16 protein-coding genes are annotated in these 16,606 nt (G+C 67.0%); 6 read left to right on the forward strand and 10 right to left on the reverse strand.

What is annotated here, in order from left to right:
* Positions 1-51: 51 nt before the first annotated feature.
* The 8 genes from H623_RS0102355 to H623_RS0102390 form a co-directional block, all read right to left on the reverse strand.
* Entirely contained in the window at positions 52-381 is a 330-nt protein-coding gene (locus H623_RS0102355; protein WP_022899341.1) for a metal-sulfur cluster assembly factor, read from the reverse strand.
* A gap of 5 nt (positions 382-386) precedes the next feature.
* On the reverse strand, positions 387-1,193 hold the full coding sequence (sufC, locus tag H623_RS0102360; RefSeq protein WP_022899342.1) for a Fe-S cluster assembly ATPase SufC: 807 nt from the start codon (positions 1,191-1,193) through the stop codon (positions 387-389).
* Between the two features lie 8 nt (positions 1,194-1,201).
* The gene (locus H623_RS0102365; protein ID WP_022899343.1) at positions 1,202-1,528 is read right to left on the reverse strand and encodes a non-heme iron oxygenase ferredoxin subunit; all 327 of its coding nucleotides are present in this window, start codon (positions 1,526-1,528) and stop codon (positions 1,202-1,204) included.
* Positions 1,525-2,676 (reverse strand): Fe-S cluster assembly protein SufD, encoded by a 1,152-nt coding sequence (gene sufD, locus H623_RS0102370; protein WP_022899344.1) that lies wholly within the window; start codon positions 2,674-2,676, stop codon positions 1,525-1,527. Before sufD ends, H623_RS0102365 begins: the two co-directional genes overlap by 4 nt.
* A 37-nt stretch (positions 2,677-2,713) precedes the next feature.
* Positions 2,714-4,132, reverse strand: a complete 1,419-nt coding sequence (sufB, locus tag H623_RS0102375) for a Fe-S cluster assembly protein SufB (protein ID WP_022899345.1) — start codon at positions 4,130-4,132, stop codon at positions 2,714-2,716.
* Between the two features lie 270 nt (positions 4,133-4,402).
* A complete protein-coding gene (locus H623_RS17350; protein ID WP_022899346.1) occupies positions 4,403-5,260 on the reverse strand; it encodes a carbohydrate ABC transporter permease in 858 nt (285 codons plus the stop codon).
* Between the two features lie 112 nt (positions 5,261-5,372).
* Positions 5,373-6,371: a COX15/CtaA family protein gene (locus H623_RS0102385; RefSeq protein ID WP_022899347.1), complete on the reverse strand. Its 999-nt coding sequence runs from the start codon at positions 6,369-6,371 to the stop codon at positions 5,373-5,375.
* A 2-nt stretch (positions 6,372-6,373) separates the two neighbouring features.
* The gene (locus tag H623_RS0102390; RefSeq protein ID WP_026939820.1) at positions 6,374-7,294 is read right to left on the reverse strand and encodes a heme o synthase; all 921 of its coding nucleotides are present in this window, start codon (positions 7,292-7,294) and stop codon (positions 6,374-6,376) included.
* A gap of 349 nt (positions 7,295-7,643) precedes the next feature.
* On the opposite strand from H623_RS0102390, the gene tkt reads away from it, so the two are divergent.
* From tkt to pgl, 6 genes are read left to right on the forward strand one after another with little or no spacing between them, the layout of a single operon-like run.
* The gene (gene tkt / locus H623_RS0102395; protein ID WP_022899349.1) at positions 7,644-9,737 is read left to right on the forward strand and encodes a transketolase; all 2,094 of its coding nucleotides are present in this window, start codon (positions 7,644-7,646) and stop codon (positions 9,735-9,737) included.
* A 46-nt stretch (positions 9,738-9,783) separates the two neighbouring features.
* The gene (gene tal / locus H623_RS0102400) at positions 9,784-10,911 is read left to right on the forward strand and encodes a transaldolase (RefSeq protein WP_022899350.1); all 1,128 of its coding nucleotides are present in this window, start codon (positions 9,784-9,786) and stop codon (positions 10,909-10,911) included.
* Complete coding sequence (locus H623_RS0102405; protein ID WP_022899351.1) at positions 10,908-12,521, forward strand: glucose-6-phosphate isomerase; 1,614 nt, start codon at positions 10,908-10,910, stop codon at positions 12,519-12,521. The genes tal and H623_RS0102405 overlap by 4 nt, the downstream gene beginning before the upstream one ends.
* Positions 12,522-12,539: 18 nt before the next feature.
* Complete coding sequence (gene zwf, locus H623_RS0102410; RefSeq protein WP_022899352.1) at positions 12,540-14,078, forward strand: glucose-6-phosphate dehydrogenase; 1,539 nt, start codon at positions 12,540-12,542, stop codon at positions 14,076-14,078.
* Positions 14,075-15,040, forward strand: a complete 966-nt coding sequence (locus tag H623_RS0102415) for a glucose-6-phosphate dehydrogenase assembly protein OpcA (RefSeq protein WP_022899353.1) — start codon at positions 14,075-14,077, stop codon at positions 15,038-15,040. Before zwf ends, H623_RS0102415 begins: the two co-directional genes overlap by 4 nt.
* Positions 15,037-15,807, forward strand: coding sequence for a 6-phosphogluconolactonase (gene pgl, locus H623_RS0102420; RefSeq protein WP_022899354.1), 771 nt, complete (start codon positions 15,037-15,039; stop codon positions 15,805-15,807). Before H623_RS0102415 ends, pgl begins: the two co-directional genes overlap by 4 nt.
* A gap of 130 nt (positions 15,808-15,937) precedes the next feature.
* Here the strand turns inward: pgl and H623_RS0102425 are convergent, their stop codons facing one another.
* Together H623_RS0102425 and secG are read right to left on the reverse strand one after the other, a co-directional pair.
* The gene (locus tag H623_RS0102425; RefSeq protein ID WP_022899355.1) at positions 15,938-16,306 is read right to left on the reverse strand and encodes an RNA polymerase-binding protein RbpA; all 369 of its coding nucleotides are present in this window, start codon (positions 16,304-16,306) and stop codon (positions 15,938-15,940) included.
* Positions 16,307-16,345: 39 nt separating this feature from the next.
* On the reverse strand, positions 16,346-16,591 hold the full coding sequence (secG, locus tag H623_RS0102430; RefSeq protein ID WP_022899356.1) for a preprotein translocase subunit SecG: 246 nt from the start codon (positions 16,589-16,591) through the stop codon (positions 16,346-16,348).
* Positions 16,592-16,606 lie beyond the last annotated feature (15 nt).

Raw genomic sequence — 16,606 nt, forward strand, 5'->3', positions numbered from 1 at the left:
ACGTGACGCGAGCCGACTGCGGTGCGCGGGTTGGGGTGCCCGCGCACAGAACTAAATCGCGAAGCCGAGCGCTCTCATCATGTCGCGGCCATCTTCGGTGATGCGTTCGGGACCCCACGGCGGCATCCACACCCAGTTGATGCGGAACCGCTCGACGACACCGTCCAGTGCCTGGGCGATCTCGTCCTCGATGATGTCGGTGAGGGGGCATCCGGCACTGGTCAGCGTCATGGAGATGACGAGCGCGTCGTTCTCGTCGTCCCAGGACAGGTCGTAGATGAGACCGAGGTCGACGATGTTCACGCCGAGCTCCGGGTCCATCACATCCTTCAGCGCGTCTTCGACCTGGTCGTAGAGCGCGGGCGCGAGCGTGGCTGCCATGATCGTCAGCCTACGCTCGCGGTCTCGTCGTCGGTCAGGACGGCGTCGGTGTCGGCTTCGCCCTCGGAGACGAAGCGCACGTAGCCTTCCTCTTCGAGCTGCTCGGCGAGCTCGGGGCCGCCCTCTTCGGCCACGCGGCCGGCGACGAACACGTGCACGAAGTCCGGCTTGATGTAGCGCAGGATGCGCGTGTAGTGCGTGATCAGCAGGACGCCGAGGTTGGTGTTGTCGTGGGCCCGGTTGACGCCCTCCGACACGATCTTGAGCGCGTCGATGTCGAGCCCGGAATCCGTTTCGTCGAGCACGGCGAACTTGGGCTTGAGAAGCTCGAGCTGGAGGATCTCGTTGCGCTTCTTCTCTCCGCCGGAGAAGCCCTCGTTGACGTTGCGGGAGGCGAAGGACGAGTCCATCTTGAGGTTGGACATGGCCGTCTTGACGTCTTTGGTCCAGCTGCGGATGGACGGCGACTCGCCGTCGATGGCCGTCTTGGCGGTGCGCAGGAAGTTCGTGTTGGTCACGCCCGGGATCTCGACCGGGTACTGCATGGCCAGGAACAGGCCGCGTCGGGCGCGCTCATCGACGGTGAGCGAGAGCACGTCCTCGCCGTCGAGCTCGATGGTGCCCTGGGTCACGGTGTATTTCGGGTGACCGGCGATCGTGTAGGCGAGGGTCGACTTGCCTGAGCCGTTCGGGCCCATGATGGCGTGGATCTCACCGGTCTTGATCGTCAGGTCGACACCGCGGAGGATCTCCTTGGTGCCCTGATCGGTCTCGACGGTGACGTGGAGGTCGCGGATGGCGAGTGTGGACATGATGAGTCTCAGACGGCTTTCGTGATTGTCGGGTCGATGAAGATGTCTCCGTCGATGATCTCGACGGTGAAAACGGGAACCGGCTCATAGGCCGGCAGATTCAGCGGCTTGCCCGTGGTGAGCGAGAACCGTGAACCGTGCGCCCAGCACTCGAGGGAATCGTCTTCCACGAACCCCTCGCTCAGCGAGATCTCGCCGTGCGTGCAGGTGTCGCCGATCGCATGGATGTCGCCGGCCGAGTCCTTCACGAGGGCGATCGGCACGCCGCTCAGAACGACGCGTCGCGCCTCGTTCGCGACGAGCTCCGCCGCCGTGCAGACGCGCTCTGCGCTCACCGTGCACCGCCGTCGGCGGTGGTTGCGAGCTCGGCCTCGATCGCCGCCTGCAGGTGCTCCTCCAGTTCTGGCGAGCGGATCTGCTGCACGATCTCCACGAGGAAGCCACGCACGACGAGGCGTCGGGCCTCGTCCTCGGTGATGCCCCGCGACTGCAGGTAGAACAGCTGCTCGTCGTCGAAGCGACCGGTAGCACTGGCGTGCCCGGCTCCGACGATGTCGCCGATCTCGATCTCGAGGTTCGGCACCGAGTCGGCCTGTGCACCTTCGGTGAGCACGAGGTTCCGGTTCTGTTCGTAGCTGTCGGTACCCACGGCGTTCTGCCCGATCAGCACGTCGCCGATCCAGACCGTGTGAGCGCTCTTGCCCTGCAGTGCGCCCTTGTAGGTCACTCGGCTGCGCTGGTGCGGCGCGTCGTGGAACACGTACACCTGGTGCTCGATGTGCTGTCCGGAGTCGGAGAAGTACGCGCCGAACAACTCGGTGCCCGCGCCCGCACCGGCGAGGTGGATCGACGGGTTCAGCCGGACGAGACGTCCGCCGAGCGTGACGGAGATGTGCTTGAGCGTGGCATCCCGCTGCACCTGTGCGAAGTGCGTCGCGATGTGCAGCGCGTCGTCGTCCCATTCCTGAACGGTCACCACGGTGAGGCGTGCGCCGTCTTCGACGATGAACTCGATGTTCTCCGCGAGCTTCGCCTGGCCGCTGTTACGCAGGATCAGGGTCGCGACGGTGTTCGGCATGGCGCGCACGACCGTGTGGGCGGCGCGAGCCTCTGCTCCGAGCCCATCGCGGGTGAGCACGACCTCACGGTCGAGCTCACCGTCGAGCGTGAGAAGCAGGGCCTCCTGGGTTCCCGACCAGGCGGCGGCGGATGCGCGGTCCTCGGGCAGCCCCGCACGAGCGACGAGATCGTCGTGCATGGCGATCCAGCGGGCGCTCACACCGTCGACGTCGGTGAGGGTGTACTCGTAGTGCGCACCGTTCAGGCCGTTGTCGACCAGATCGTTGATCGGGGCGGCCGGCGTGTAGCGCCATTCGACCTCGCGACCGGTCACGGCCGGGAAGTCGGTGACGTCGCTGGACTTGAAACGCTCGGAGCGGGTCTGGACGGGGATGAACTTCGGTTCGGTCTCGGTGATCGTCATCCTCAGCGCACTCGCCTTTCAATCGTGACTGAGAGGTTCAACCCACACTGCCTTCCATGCCCATTTCGATCAGCTTGTTGAGTTCGAGCGCATATTCCATCGGCAGTTCGCGCGCGATCGGCTCGATGAAGCCACGCACGATCATCGCCATGGCCTCGGCTTCTTCCATGCCCCGGGACATCAGGTAGAAGAGCTGCTCCTCGCTCACCTTGGAGACGGTCGCCTCGTGGCCGAGCTGCACATCATCGACACGGATGTCGATGGCCGGGTAGGTGTCGCTGCGGGAGATCGTGTCGACCAGCAACGCGTCGCAGCGCACCGTGTTTGCCGCATGGTGGGCCTTCGGATCGACGCGCACCTCACCGCGATAGCCGGCGCGGCCGCCGCCGCGGGCGATCGACTTGGACACGATGGAGGACTGCGTGTAGGGCGCCATGTGGATCATCTTGGCGCCGGCATCCTGGTGCTGTCCGGGACCCGCGAACGCCACCGAGAGGGTCTCGCCCTTGGCGTGCTCCCCCATCAGGTAGATCGACGGGTACTTCATGGTCACGCGGGATCCGATGTTGCCGTCGACCCATTCCATGGTGGCGCCCTCGGCGGCCGTCGCACGCTTGGTGACCAGGTTGTACACGTTGTTCGACCAGTTCTGAATGGTCGTGTACCGCACGCGGGCGTTCTTCTTCACGACGATCTCGACGACCGCGGAGTGCAACGAGTCCGACTTGTAGATCGGCGCCGTGCAGCCTTCGATGTAGTGCACGTAGCTGCCCTCGTCGGCGATGATCAGCGTGCGCTCGAACTGGCCCATGTTCTCCGTGTTGATGCGGAAGTAGGCCTGGAGCGGGATCTTGACGTGCACGCCCGGCGGCACGTAGACGAACGAGCCGCCGCTCCACACCGCGGTGTTCAGCGCAGCGAACTTGTTGTCGCCGGCGGGGATGATCGTGCCGAAGTGCTCCTCGAAGAACTCGGGGTGCTCACGCAGGGCGGTGTCGGTGTCGGTGAAGATGACGCCCTGCGCCGCGAGGTCTTCGCGGATCTGGTGGTACACCACCTCGGACTCGTACTGGGCGGTGACGCCCGCCACGAGACGCGAGCGTTCCGCCTCGGGGATGCCGATGCGCTCGTACGTGTTCTTGATGTCGTCGGGCAGGTCTTCCCAACTCTGAGCCTGCTTCTCCGTGGAGCGCACGAAGTACTTGATGTTGTCGAAGTCGATCTCGGAGAGGTCGGCTCCCCAGTTCGGCATCGGTTTGCGCTGGAAGAGCTGCAGCCCCTTGAGGCGGCGCTGGAGCATCCACTCCGGCTCATTCTTCAGCGCGGAGATGTCGCGGACCACCTCTTCGGAGAGGCCACGACGGGCGCTCGCCCCCGCTGCGTCTGAATCGGCCCACCCGAACTCGTACTGGCCGAGGCCGTCGAGTTCTGGACGGTCGATGAGAACGTCTGACATTGTGATTACCTCGTTTTTCTGCCGTCCGTCACCGGTTTCAGACCGGCTCCGACCCCGTGCGTGCGCCATCGCGGGTCGATGACACCGACGTCGGATTGTGCGGACGGCTGGCGAGCGCGAACGGTGCGCTCGGTGAACGCACACGATTCTACAGGGCGAGCCTGGTGCACGTGTGGAATGCCCGGCAACCTCACGGGCCTCGCCGCTCCGGCGGACGGAATTCGCCCGGCACATCGAAGCCCCGGCGGGAACGCTTCGGGCGACGGCGCGTCAGCGATCCGCGAGCGAGCCGGCGATGCCGCCGACCGCGAAGAACCGGTGCAGCAGACCGAAAAGCAGGAGGGGTGGCAGCACGATGACGAGAATCAGTCCGGGCGTGCGCGCGGATTGCAGGCCGATCGGCAGCGTGTAGAGCGCGTTCGACTTGATGAAGACCAGCGCGACCAGATAGTCGTTCCAGGTGAGCAGGAAGCAGTAGATGGCGGTGGAGACGATGCCGGGCCAGCACGCGGGGAGCACGACGCGCACGAACGAGCCGAACACGGAGCATCCGTCGAGCCAGGCCGACTCCTCGAGCCGCACCGGGACGGTGTCGATGTAGGCGGTGAGCATCCACACCGCCACGGCGACGGCCAGCCCGATGTAGACGAGCGTGAGACCGCCGAGTGAGTCCACGAGGCCGACGCGTGCGAACAGCACGAAGAGCGGAATGACGAGCACGATCACCGGGAGCGACTGCACCACGAACAGCACGAGCGAGAAGCCCGCCACCAGGCGTCCGCGGGCTCGGGAGAGCGCGTACGCGGCGGGAGCGGCCACCGCGATCGCCACGACGGTGGTGGTCATGGCCACGAAGAGGCTGTTGCCCAGCCAGGTGAGCGCGGGAGTGTACTGGAGCGTGGCGAGGATGCCCGCGAGCGGCCCGCCCGGTGCACCGGGACGACCCGGCGAGAAGGCGGCCGCCACCGTGGGCCACAGCGGTGCGGTGACGAGGGCGACGATCAGAGCGATCGCGAGGGTGCGTGCCGTCGTCGCGAGCGCTTTCATGATGCGGTGCCCACGGCGGGTGGTGTGTCGCGTGGTGCGAGTACCGCGTGGGCCGTCCGTGAGTCCGTCGGCCCTCGTCATGTCTCGTGGCCCATCGTGCGCCGGGGCATCGCCGGTCAACGCTCCCCCTGGATGCATCGCGACTGCTGGACTGCTGCGCTCAGAGAACCTGCGAACGGGAATGCACAGCGCTTCAGCCGGCGCGCCCGGCGAGCTGCTCAGTACGCGAGGGCGTCGGCTCTGACTCCTCAGCGGCCGCGTGCACCGACGGGAACAGACCGGGATTCACGTCGAGGACGACGCGCAACGCTCCGACCCAGACGAGGGCGGCGAATACCACGTGCACCGCTACGAGCAGCTCGGGCAGCGCGGTGAGCGCCTGCACCAGGCCGATGGCCGCCTGCACCACGACCACGGCGAGGAAGGTCGCCACGCGCAGCAGCGGCACCGTGGCGCGCGAGCGCCACAGCACCACGGCCAGTGCGATCGCGACCACCAGGGTCAGCGTTCCGAGCACGCCGTGCACGACGGTGATGTCGATCCAGTCGAATTGCATGCGATTCAACGCGTTTGGATCGCCCGAATGCGGTCCGGAGCCCGAGACCAGCGTGCCCACGACGATGAGCACCGCCGTGAGGCCGGCGAGCAACCAGCTCAGGATGCGAGCCGGTGACGTGAGTCGGGCTCGGGCATCCGCGGCCACGGCGCGCTCGTGCACCCGGTGCCAGGTGAGCGTCGTGGTCGTGAGGAGACCCATCGCCATGACGAAGTGGAAGGCCACGACGTACGGGTTGAGGCCCGTCCAGACGCTGATGCCGCCGGCGACGGCGTTGACGACGACGAGCCAGAACTGCGACCACGCCAGACGCGTGATGCTGCGCACGCGGGGCTTCTGGAGGCGGGCCGCGATGATCGTCCAGGCGACGGCGAAACACAGCAGCACGGTGATCATGCGATTCGAGAACTCGATGACCGCGTGGATGCCCATGGCAGGCGTCGGTGTGACGGACGTGGCGTTGCAGGTCGGCCACGTGGGGCATCCGAGACCGGACCCGGTGACACGGACGATGCCACCGCCGAGCACGATGAGGATGCTGACCACCAGCGATGCCGTGGTTGCCCAGCGCAGCGAACGGGGTGAGAGCGTGTAACGGTCGGCCAGCCAGCCGAGCGGGGTCTTGAGCGTCGACACGATCAGAACGGAAGGATCGGGTCGATCGCGATGGCCAGGAACAGCACCGTGAGGTACGTGATCGAGCCGTGGAAGACGCGCATCGGCGACGGGTTCTCGTGCCGGATCGCGAGTGCGTACAGACGATGCGTCTCGTAGACGAACCAGATGCCCGAGGCGAGCGCCGTGACCGTGTAGACGAGGCCCATGTGCGCCACGGGGATGAGCAGCAGCGAGCACGCGACCGTCGCCCAGGCGTACAGGATGACCTGGAGCCCGACGGCGGCTCGGCCGCGGGTGACGCCGAGCATCGGCACGCCCACCGACTTGTAGTCGTCACGGTATTTCATCGACAACGGCCAGTAATGCGGTGGAGTCCAGAGGAAGACGACTCCGAACAGGATGAACGGCGCCCAATCGAGGGACCCGGTGACCGCAGCCCAACCGATGAGCACGGGGAAGCATCCGGCGATACCGCCCCAGATGATGTTCTGCTGCGTTCGACGCTTGAGCCACAGCGTGTAGAGGAGCACGTAGAACAGGATCGCGGCGACGGATAAGGCCGCGGCGAGCCAGTTCGTGGTGAAGTACAGCCACACCGTGGATGCCACCGCCAACGCCCACGAGAACACGTACGCCTCGCGCGGCGTCAGTTCACCGGTGACGAGCGGCCGGTTCTTCGTACGCGCCATGATTTTGTCGATGTCGCGATCGATGTAGCAGTTGAACGCTGCCGCCGACCCGGCGCTCATCGCACCTCCGATGACCGTCGCGACGACGAGCCACAGGTTCGGCACGCCCTGAGCGGCAAGGAACATCACCGGAATCGTCGTCACGAGCAGGAGCTCCATGACGCGCGGTTTCGTCAGAGCCACATACGCCTGGAACTTGCGTCGGAAACCGATCCGTGCCGGGGGGACCCGGCTCTCGACCACTACGCCCATCGCTCCTCTATCACGTGAAAGCTGCGCATTCGAGTCTAGGTCATCGTGAGCACCGGGTTCTCCGAGCGCCCTGTGGTGGACGGGCCCGACATGCTACGCGGCGCCGGGACGTTGTGGGAAGCCCACATCTCGCGACAGCCGAAAGCGGGCGGCGTTATTGGCAATCTCCCTATACTTGTCAGTGCTCGCCTATCGATGCATTGCTCTTTTTCGCGCGCCCGTGCGGGCGCGTGTGACGGTGTCTGCATGGGTGCCGAAGAAGTCTGGGGCGCGCGCACTACCTCCACCGGTGCGGGTCCGTTCGACGGGCCCCTTTTCGCACCGACGAACAAAGAAGGGTCAGTCTCAAGTGGCAGCTCTGCAGTGGGATCCCATTGACAACAAGGCGGTCGACACCGCGCGCGTCCTCGCGGCGGACGCCGTGGAGAAAGTGGGCAACGGGCATCCCGGCACCGCGATGAGCCTCGCTCCCGCCGCCTACCTCCTGTTCCAGCGCGTGATGCGCCGTGACCCGAAGGACCAGCACTGGCTCGGCCGCGACCGCTTCGTCCTCTCGGCCGGCCACAGCTCGCTGACCCAGTACGTGCAGCTCTATCTCGGCGGTTACGGCCTCGAGCTGGACGACCTCAAGGCGCTGCGCACCTGGGGCTCACTCACACCCGGCCACCCGGAGTACGGGCACACGGACGGCGTCGAGATCACCACCGGCCCGCTCGGTCAGGGACTGTCCTCCGCCGTCGGCTTCGCCTATGCGAGCCGCTTCGAGCGCGGCCTGTTCGATCCCGACGCCGCGCCCGGAACAAGCCCGTTCGACCACTTCGTCTACGTGATCGCCAGCGACGGCGATCTCGAAGAGGGCATCACCTCCGAGGCATCCTCGCTCGCCGGCCACCAGGAGCTGGGCAATCTCGTCGTCTTCTACGACAGCAACCAGATCTCCATCGAGGACGACACGAACATCGCCTTCACCGAAGACGTGAAGGAGCGTTACGAGGCCTACCACTGGCACGTGCAGGTCGTGGACTGGAAGAAGACCGGCCAGTACGTCGAGGACGTGCAGGAGCTCTTCGACGCGATCGAGACGGCGAAGGCGGTCAGCGACCGGCCGTCGCTGATCATCCTCAAGACCATCATCGGCTGGCCGAGTCCGAAGAAGCAGAACACCGGCAAGATCCACGGGTCCGCACTCGGCGCCGACGAGTTGCGCGCCGTGAAGGAGGTGCTCGGTTTCGACCCCGAGCAGACGTTCGAGGTCGCCGACGAGGTGCTCGAGCACACACGCAAGGCGATCGAGCGGGGCGCTGACCAGCGCGCGCAGTGGCAGGTCGGATTCGACGCGTGGGCCGAGGCCAATCCGGAGCGCAAGGCGCTGCTCGACCGGCTCCTCAGCGGCGAGCTGCCGGAAGGCGTGGCCGAGGCGCTGCCGGTGTTCGAGCCGGGCAAGGATGTCTCCACCCGCGCCGCCAGCGGCAAGGTGCTGAATGCGCTCGCGCCGGTCGTCCCCGAGCTGTGGGGCGGCTCGGCCGACCTCGCAGAGTCGAACAACACGACCATCTCGGACGCGGCATCCTTCGTCCCCGCCGAGCGCTCCACCCACGAGTGGGCGGGCAACCCGTACGGTCGAGTGCTGCACTTCGGCATTCGCGAGCACGCGATGGCGGCCATCCTGAACGGCATCGTCCTGCACGGTCCTACGCGCCCGTTCGGCGGTACCTTCCTCATCTTCAGCGACTACCAGCGCCCCGCGCTCCGCCTGGCCGCCCTGATGAACGTGCCCTCCATCTTCGTCTGGACCCATGACTCCGTGGCCCTCGGAGAAGACGGCCCGACGCACCAGCCGATCGAGCAGCTGACGACGCTGCGGCTCATTCCGAACTTCACCGTGGTGCGCCCTGGCGACGCGAACGAGGTCGCATACGCGTGGCTCGAGCTGCTCAAGCGGCGCGGCGCGCCCGCCGGCATCGCGCTGACCCGCCAGAACATCCCGGTGTTCGAGCGCGGCGACGGCGAAGCATCCGGTGACACGTTCGCATCGGCGGCGAACGTCGCCAAGGGCGCCTACGTGCTCGCGGAGGCCCCGAACGGCACCCCCGACGTGATCATCATCGCCACGGGTTCGGAAGTGCAGTTGGCGGTCGACGCGCGCGAGGCGCTCAAGGCCGATGGCGTCAACGCCCGCGTGGTCTCCGCACCGAGCCTCGAGTGGTTCGAGGAGCAGACCGACGAGTACAAGGAGTCGGTGCTGCCCGCATCCGTGACCGCACGCGTCTCGGTCGAGGCAGGTCGCGCGCTCGGCTGGCTCCCGTACGTCGGAGACAAGGGGCGCAGCGTCTCGATCGAGCACTTCGGCGCGTCGGCCGACTACAAGACCCTGTTCCAGAAGTTCGGCATCACCACCGACGCCGTGGTCGCCGCAGCCAAGGAGACGCTCGCCGCCCAGTAGGGCCGAGCGAGCAGAACGTAGAAGTAGAGAAGAAGAGGCGAAAGCAATGACCGAATCCAGCACCGCACGACTCGCGGCCGAAGGCGTCAGCATCTGGCTCGACGACCTGTCGCGCGAGCGCATCACTTCCGGTGGCCTGCAGCGGCTGATCGACACGCGCAACGTCGTCGGCGTGACGACGAACCCGACCATCTTCGCGACCGCCCTGTCCAAGGGCGAGGCGTACGACGAGCAGGTGCGCGAGCTCGCGGCTGCGGGCAAGGACGTGCACGAGGCGGTCTTCGAGATCACCACGACGGATGTGCGTAACGCGTCCGACGTGTTCGCTCCGGTTTACGAGGCGTCAGGCGGCAAGGACGGCCGTGTCTCCATCGAGGTCGAGCCGGGACTCGCACACGATGCGGCCGGCACGATCGCCCAGGCCAAGCAGCTGTGGGAGAAGGTCGGCAAGAAGAACGCGATGGTCAAGATTCCGGCCACCGTCGAGGGCCTGGAGGCCATCACGGAGGCGACCGCGGCCGGCATCAGCGTGAACGTGACCCTGATCTTCAGCCTGGAACGTCACCGCCAGGTGATCAACGCGTACCTGAGCGGGCTCGAGCAGGCGAAGGCCGCGGGCATCGACCTGTCGACGATCCGTTCCGTCGCCTCGTTCTTCGTCTCGCGCGTCGACTCCGAGATCGACAAGCGACTGTCGGCGATCGGTACCCCCGAGGCGGAGTCTCTGAAGGGCAAGGCCGCCGTCGCGAACGCGCGCCTCGCCTATCAGGTGTTCGAGCAGGCCTTCGACTCGGAGCGGGCGAAGGTGCTGCTGGCGGCCGGCGCGAACAAGCAGCGGCCGCTGTGGGCATCAACGGGGGTCAAGGATCCGGCCTACTCCGACACGCTGTATGTGACGAGCCTGGTCGCACCCGACGAGGTCAACACAATGCCGGAGAAGACGCTCGAGGCCACGTTCGACCACGGTGAGATCACCGGCAATACGATCGCCGGAACGTACGACGAGGCCAACGAGGTCCTGAACAAGATCGCCGCTCTCGGCATCTCGTACGACGACGTCACCAAGACGCTCGAGGACGAGGGCGTCGAGAAGTTCATCGTGTCGTGGGGCGAGCTCCTCGACACCGTCGCTGCCGCGCTGAAGGACGCCGGCGCAAAGGCGACCGTTCAGTGAGCTTCAAGATTCACGTCAGCGGCGGGGCGGAGGCTGCGGTAGCGCGGCACGTCCCGTCGCTCGTGAACGACCTGGTGGCATCCGGGATCACCGCCCAGGATGCCGCGCTCTGGGGTGCCGATGCGGAGGCCGAGGCGGGCATCCGCCTGGGCTGGACCGAAGCGGTCGCGATCTCGCGCCCGCTGGTCCCCCGCATCGTCGAGCTGCGCGAGAAGTTCCTCTCCGCCGGGCTCGACCACGTCGTGCTCAGTGGTATGGGCGGATCTTCCCTCGCTCCGGAGGTGATCGCGCGCACCGGCAATCTGGAGTTGACCGTGCTGGACACGACAGACCCGGGGCAGGTGATCGCGGCGGTGGACGACCGGCTGGGGAAGACGGTGCTCGTCGTCTCGTCGAAGTCGGGGTCCACTGTGGAGACCGACAGTCACCGTCGCGCGTACGAGAAGGCATTCCGCGACGCAGGGATCGATCCCGCCGAGCGCATCGTCGTGGTCACCGATCCCGGCTCGCCGCTGGACGCCTCCGCTCGCGAAGCGGGATACGCCGTGTTCAACGCGGACCCGAACGTCGGAGGCCGGTACTCGGCGTTGACGGCGTTCGGGCTGGTCCCCGCCGGACTGGCGGGCTTCGACATCGAAGAGCTCCTCGAAGAAGCCGAGACCATCGCGCTCGAACTCGCGATCGATGACCCGACCAACCCCGGCCTCATCCTGGGAGCGGCCATCGCCGGCACGCAGCCGCTGCGCGACAAGCTCGGCATCCTCGCCGATGGCACGCACATCGTCGGATTCGCCGACTGGGCCGAGCAGCTCGTCGCCGAGTCCACGGGCAAGCAGGGCAAGGGTCTTCTTCCCGTCGTGCTCGACGTGGTCTCTCCGGAGCTCGGCGAAAACCTCCCCGACCTGCAGATCGTGCGACTGGTGGACAACGCCGCGATGCACCACCTGTTCCCCGCCGACCGCCACGACGGCGAGATCCTCGTCTCGGGCAGCCTGGGCGCCATGTTCCTGGTCTGGGAGTACGCGGTCGCGGTCGCCGGCCGTCTGCTCGGCATCAACCCGTTCGACCAGCCCGATGTGGAGTCGGCGAAAGCGGCTGCGCGCAGCATGCTGGACTCCCGCCCCGCCCCGGCGTCACCGATTTTCGTCGACGACGGCATCGAGGTGCGCGCCGACGCCGCACTGCTGGACGGCGCGAGCACGGTCGACGCGGCGATCAGCGCACTGCTCGCGCAGTTGCCGGCCGACGGGTACGTGGCAGTCCAGGCCTACGCGGATCGTGATGCGCTGCCGCAGCTGGCGGGCATCCGCGACCTGCTCGCCGCTCGTGCGAAGCGCCCCGTGACATTCGGCTGGGGACCGCGCTTCCTGCACTCCACCGGTCAGTTCCACAAGGGTGGACCCGCCGTCGGCGTGTTCCTGCAGATCCTCACCGACGAGTCGTCGGACCTGCAGGTTCCCGGCCGGCCCTTCACGTTCGGCCAGCTCATCACTGCGCAGGCCGACGGGGATGCCTCCGTGCTCCGCGAACACGGACGTCCCGTACTCACGCTCACACTCACCGACACGTCCACGAACATCGAGACGTTGTTCGGCGACGTGAACGCCTGAATCGACACGAGGAGATCCATGTCACCGGTGGAGATCACCGCGCACTCCAACCCCTTGCGGGTTCCGACCGATCGACGATTGAACCGCATCGCCGGTCCGAGCAGTCTCATCATCTTCGGGGTGACGGGTGACCTGTCGCGCAAGAAGCTGATGCCTGCTGTCTACGACCTGGCGAATCGCGGCTTGCTGCCCCCTGGCTTCGCGCTGGTCGGCTTCGCTCGGCGCGATTGGGAGAACGAAGACTTCGAGAAGGTCGTGTACGAAGCGGTCAAGCAGCATGCGCGTACGGAGTTCCGTGACGAGGTCTGGCGTCAGTTGGCCCAGGGCATCCGTTTCGTCTCCGGCGAGTTCGATGATGACGCCGCGTTCGAGCGGTTGAAGGACACCGTCGACGCGCTCGACCGCGAACGCGGCACGATGGGCAACCACGCGTTCTACCTCTCCATCCCGCCGAAGGCGTTCCCGCTCGTGACCGAGCAGCTGCGGCGCTCCGGTCTCGCGGAGCAGTCGAAGGGATGGCGCCGGGTTGTCATCGAGAAGCCGTTCGGAAGCGACCTGAAGACTGCTCGGGAGTTGAACGATGTCGTCGAGACCGTGTTCCCGCCGGACTCGGTGTTCCGCATCGATCATTACCTCGGCAAGGAGACGGTGCAGAACATCCTCGCGCTGCGCTTCGCCAACGAGCTGTACGAGCCGATCTGGAACGCGAACTACGTCGATCATGTGCAGATCACGATGGCCGAGGACATCGGTGTTGGCGGCCGTGCCGGGTACTACGACGGCATCGGCGCGGCGCGTGACGTCATCCAGAACCACCTGCTGCAGCTGTTGGCTCTCACCGCGATGGAGGAGCCGGTGTCGTTCGATGCCGCCGACTTGCGGGCCGAGAAGGAGAAGGTGCTCAAGGCGGTGCGTCTGCCCCGAGACCTGTCCACCGCCACGGCGCGCGGACAGTACTCGAGTGGTTGGCAGGGCGGCGAGAAGGTCGTCGGCTTCCTGCAAGAAGACGGCATGAACCCGCAGTCGACCACTGAGACGTACGCTGCGATCAAGCTCGACATCGGTACTCGTCGGTGGGCGGGTGTTCCGTTCTATCTTCGGGCGGGCAAGCGGCTCGGTCGTCGGGTGACGGAGATCGCGGTGGTGTTCAAGCGTGCACCGCAGCAGCTGTTCGCGGAGTCGCAGACGTCGGCTCTGGGCCAGAACGCGCTGGTGATCCGGGTGCAGCCCGACGAGGGTGTGACGATCCGGTTCGGGTCCAAGGTTCCCGGCGCCGGCATGCAGGTGCGGGACGTGAGCATGGACTTCGGTTACGGCCATGCGTTCACCGAGGCCAGCCCGGAGGCGTACGAGCGGCTCATCCTCGATGTGCTGCTCGGGGATCCGCCGCTGTTCCCGCGCCACGAAGAGGTCGAGCTCTCGTGGAAGATCCTCGACCCGATCGAGGAGTACTGGGCTTCCCACGGTGCCCCGGAGCAGTATCGGCCGGGAACGTGGGGTCCGGCATCCTCTGATGAACTTCTCGCCCGTGACGGCCGCACCTGGAGGCGCCCATGATCGTCGATCTGCCCGACACCACGACCAGCAATGTCTCGAAGACGCTGATCAAGATCCGCGAAGAGGGCGGTGCGGTCGCTCTCGGCCGTGTGCTCACACTGATCATCGCCACCCGGCTCGGCCAGGAGGAAGAGGTCATCGAGGCAGCGAACGAGGCGTCGCGCGAGCATCCGATGCGTGTCATCGTGGTCTCCACCGCCGACCCCGACCACCCGCACGCCGACGCGGAGAGCCGACTGGACGCGCAGATCCGCGTGGGCGGCGACGCCGGCGCGAGTGAGGTCATCGTGCTGCGCGCCTACGGCGAGACCGCCAGTGACGAGGAAGGCCTGGTCACCGCGCTCCTGCTGCCCGACGCTCCGGTCGTGGTCTGGTGGCCGGGAACCGCCCCCGACGTCGTCTCCACCTCCGCGCTCGGCCGCATCGCCACCAGCCGCATCACGGACTCCTCCTCTGCCGGTGACCCGCACGCGGCCCTGCTGCATCTGGCCGACACGTACGCCCCCGGCGACACGGACTTCGCGTGGACCCGCCTGACGCTGTGGCGAGCCCAGCTCGCCGCCGTGCTCGACCAGCCGCCGTACGAGCCGATCGAGTCCGTCGAGGTCTCCGGTGCCCCCGACTCGCCGTCGACGGTGCTGCTCGCCGCGTGGCTGCGCCTGCAGTTGGATGCTCCGGTGCAGCACGACCTGACCGCTCGCCAGCGCGGGCTCAGCGGCATCCACGGCGTGCAGCTGCGGCGCGCCTCCGGCACCATCGAGCTGGTGCGCGACATGCCCGACCTGGCCACGCTCACCCAGCCCGGCCAGCCGACGCACGACCTGGCACTCCCGCGCCGCAACCTGCGTGACTGCCTCGCCGAGGAACTGCGACGCCTCGACCCGGACGAGCTGTACGGTGAGGTCCTGACGAAGGGTCTGCCTCTGCTGGAGGCGGAGGAACAGGGAGTCGCTGCACGATGACCAACGAACGGCGGGTGCTGGTCCACCCCGACAAGGACGCACTCGTCGCGGCGGTCGCGGCGCGGTTCCTGACCAAGACGGCAGATCTGCTCGACGAGCTCGACCGGGTGCACATCTGTCTGACCGGCGGGAGCGTCGGCATCGGCGTGCTGGCCGCCATCGCCGACTCGCACGCGGTCCGCACGGTCGATTGGTCGCGCGTGCACTTCTGGTGGGGCGATGAGCGGTGGGTGGAAGCCGCATCCGACGACCGCAACGAGAAGCAGGCGCGTGAGGCGCTGCTGTCGCGCATCGAGGTTCCCGAAGAGAACGTGCACCCGTTCCCGGCAGCGGACTCCGGTCTCGGACTGGACGAAGCAGCGGATGCCTACGCTCGCGACCTCGCGATCTTCGGCGACTCGACGGCCGTCTTCCCGCGCTTCGACATCACCTTCCTCGGCGTCGGGCCGGACGGGCACATCGCGTCGCTGTTCCCGGATCGGGACGGCATCCGCGAGACCGAGCGCACGGTCATCTCCGTGCGGAACTCGCCGAAGCCCCCGCCGGAGAGGCTGAGCCTCACCCGGCCGGTGCTGAACGCGTCGGCGCGAATCTGGCTCGTGCTCGCGGGCTCGGACAAGGCATCCGCCCTGGGGCTGGCACTGGCCGGTGCGAGCTACACGGAAGTGCCCGCTGCCGGCGCGAAGGGACGCAAGCGCACCGTGTTCTTCGTGGACAGGGAGGCGGCGGCGGAGGTTCCGGAGAACCTCATCGCGCCGGAGTACTGACGAACCGCCTCACCCACGCGAAAGGCGGGGTCACGAAACCTCACGGTTCGTGACCCCGCCTTTCGCGTTGTCTCCTCGCGGCGTCGCCGCAGGGGTGTCGTCTCAGGAGTGTTGTCTCAGGGGCGCTGCGTCACTTGGTCGGTGTCAGCCGACCGCGACGCGCACGAAGCTGCTGAAGCGCGTCTTCGAGGAGCTGCTCGGCCTCTTCTTCGGTGCGACGCTCTTTCACGTAGGCCAGGTGCGTCTTGTACGGCTCCAGCTTCGCCAGCGCCGGCGGGTTCTCCTTGTCACGTCCGGCAGGAAGGCCCGACGTGGGGCAGTCGATGGTGTCGGGGATCTCTTCTGCCGGAAGGTTCGCGGCGAAGTAGCGAACCGTCTCGTTGCCGAGGGCGTCCCAGTACCGCACGGCGACGCGCTCGGCGTGGTAACCGTGGTCCTGCTCCCCCATCGGGCCCGATCCGACCCGGGATCCCCTGATCGCGCTGCCGCCTGCTGCCATGAATCCTCCTTGATCGCGAGCGCGTGCCGATCGTGGCGGTTACGCGCTGAACTTGGTGATGAGCCCCAGGACGACGATGCACGCGATCCACACCAGAGCGAGAATCACGGTGATGCGGTTCAGGTTGCGCTCTGCGACGCCGGAGGCGCCCAGGTTGGACGTCATGCCGCCGCCGAACATGTCGGACAGGCCGCCGCCGCGTCCCTTGTGCAGCAGGATGAGGAGGGTCAGCAGGAGGCTCGTGATGCCGAGCAGAACCTGGAGCACGACCGTGAGAATCTGCACGAAGTAACGCCTTTC

The organism is Humibacter albus DSM 18994, assembly GCF_000421825.1.
GTDB lineage: Bacteria > Actinomycetota > Actinomycetes > Actinomycetales > Microbacteriaceae > Humibacter > Humibacter albus.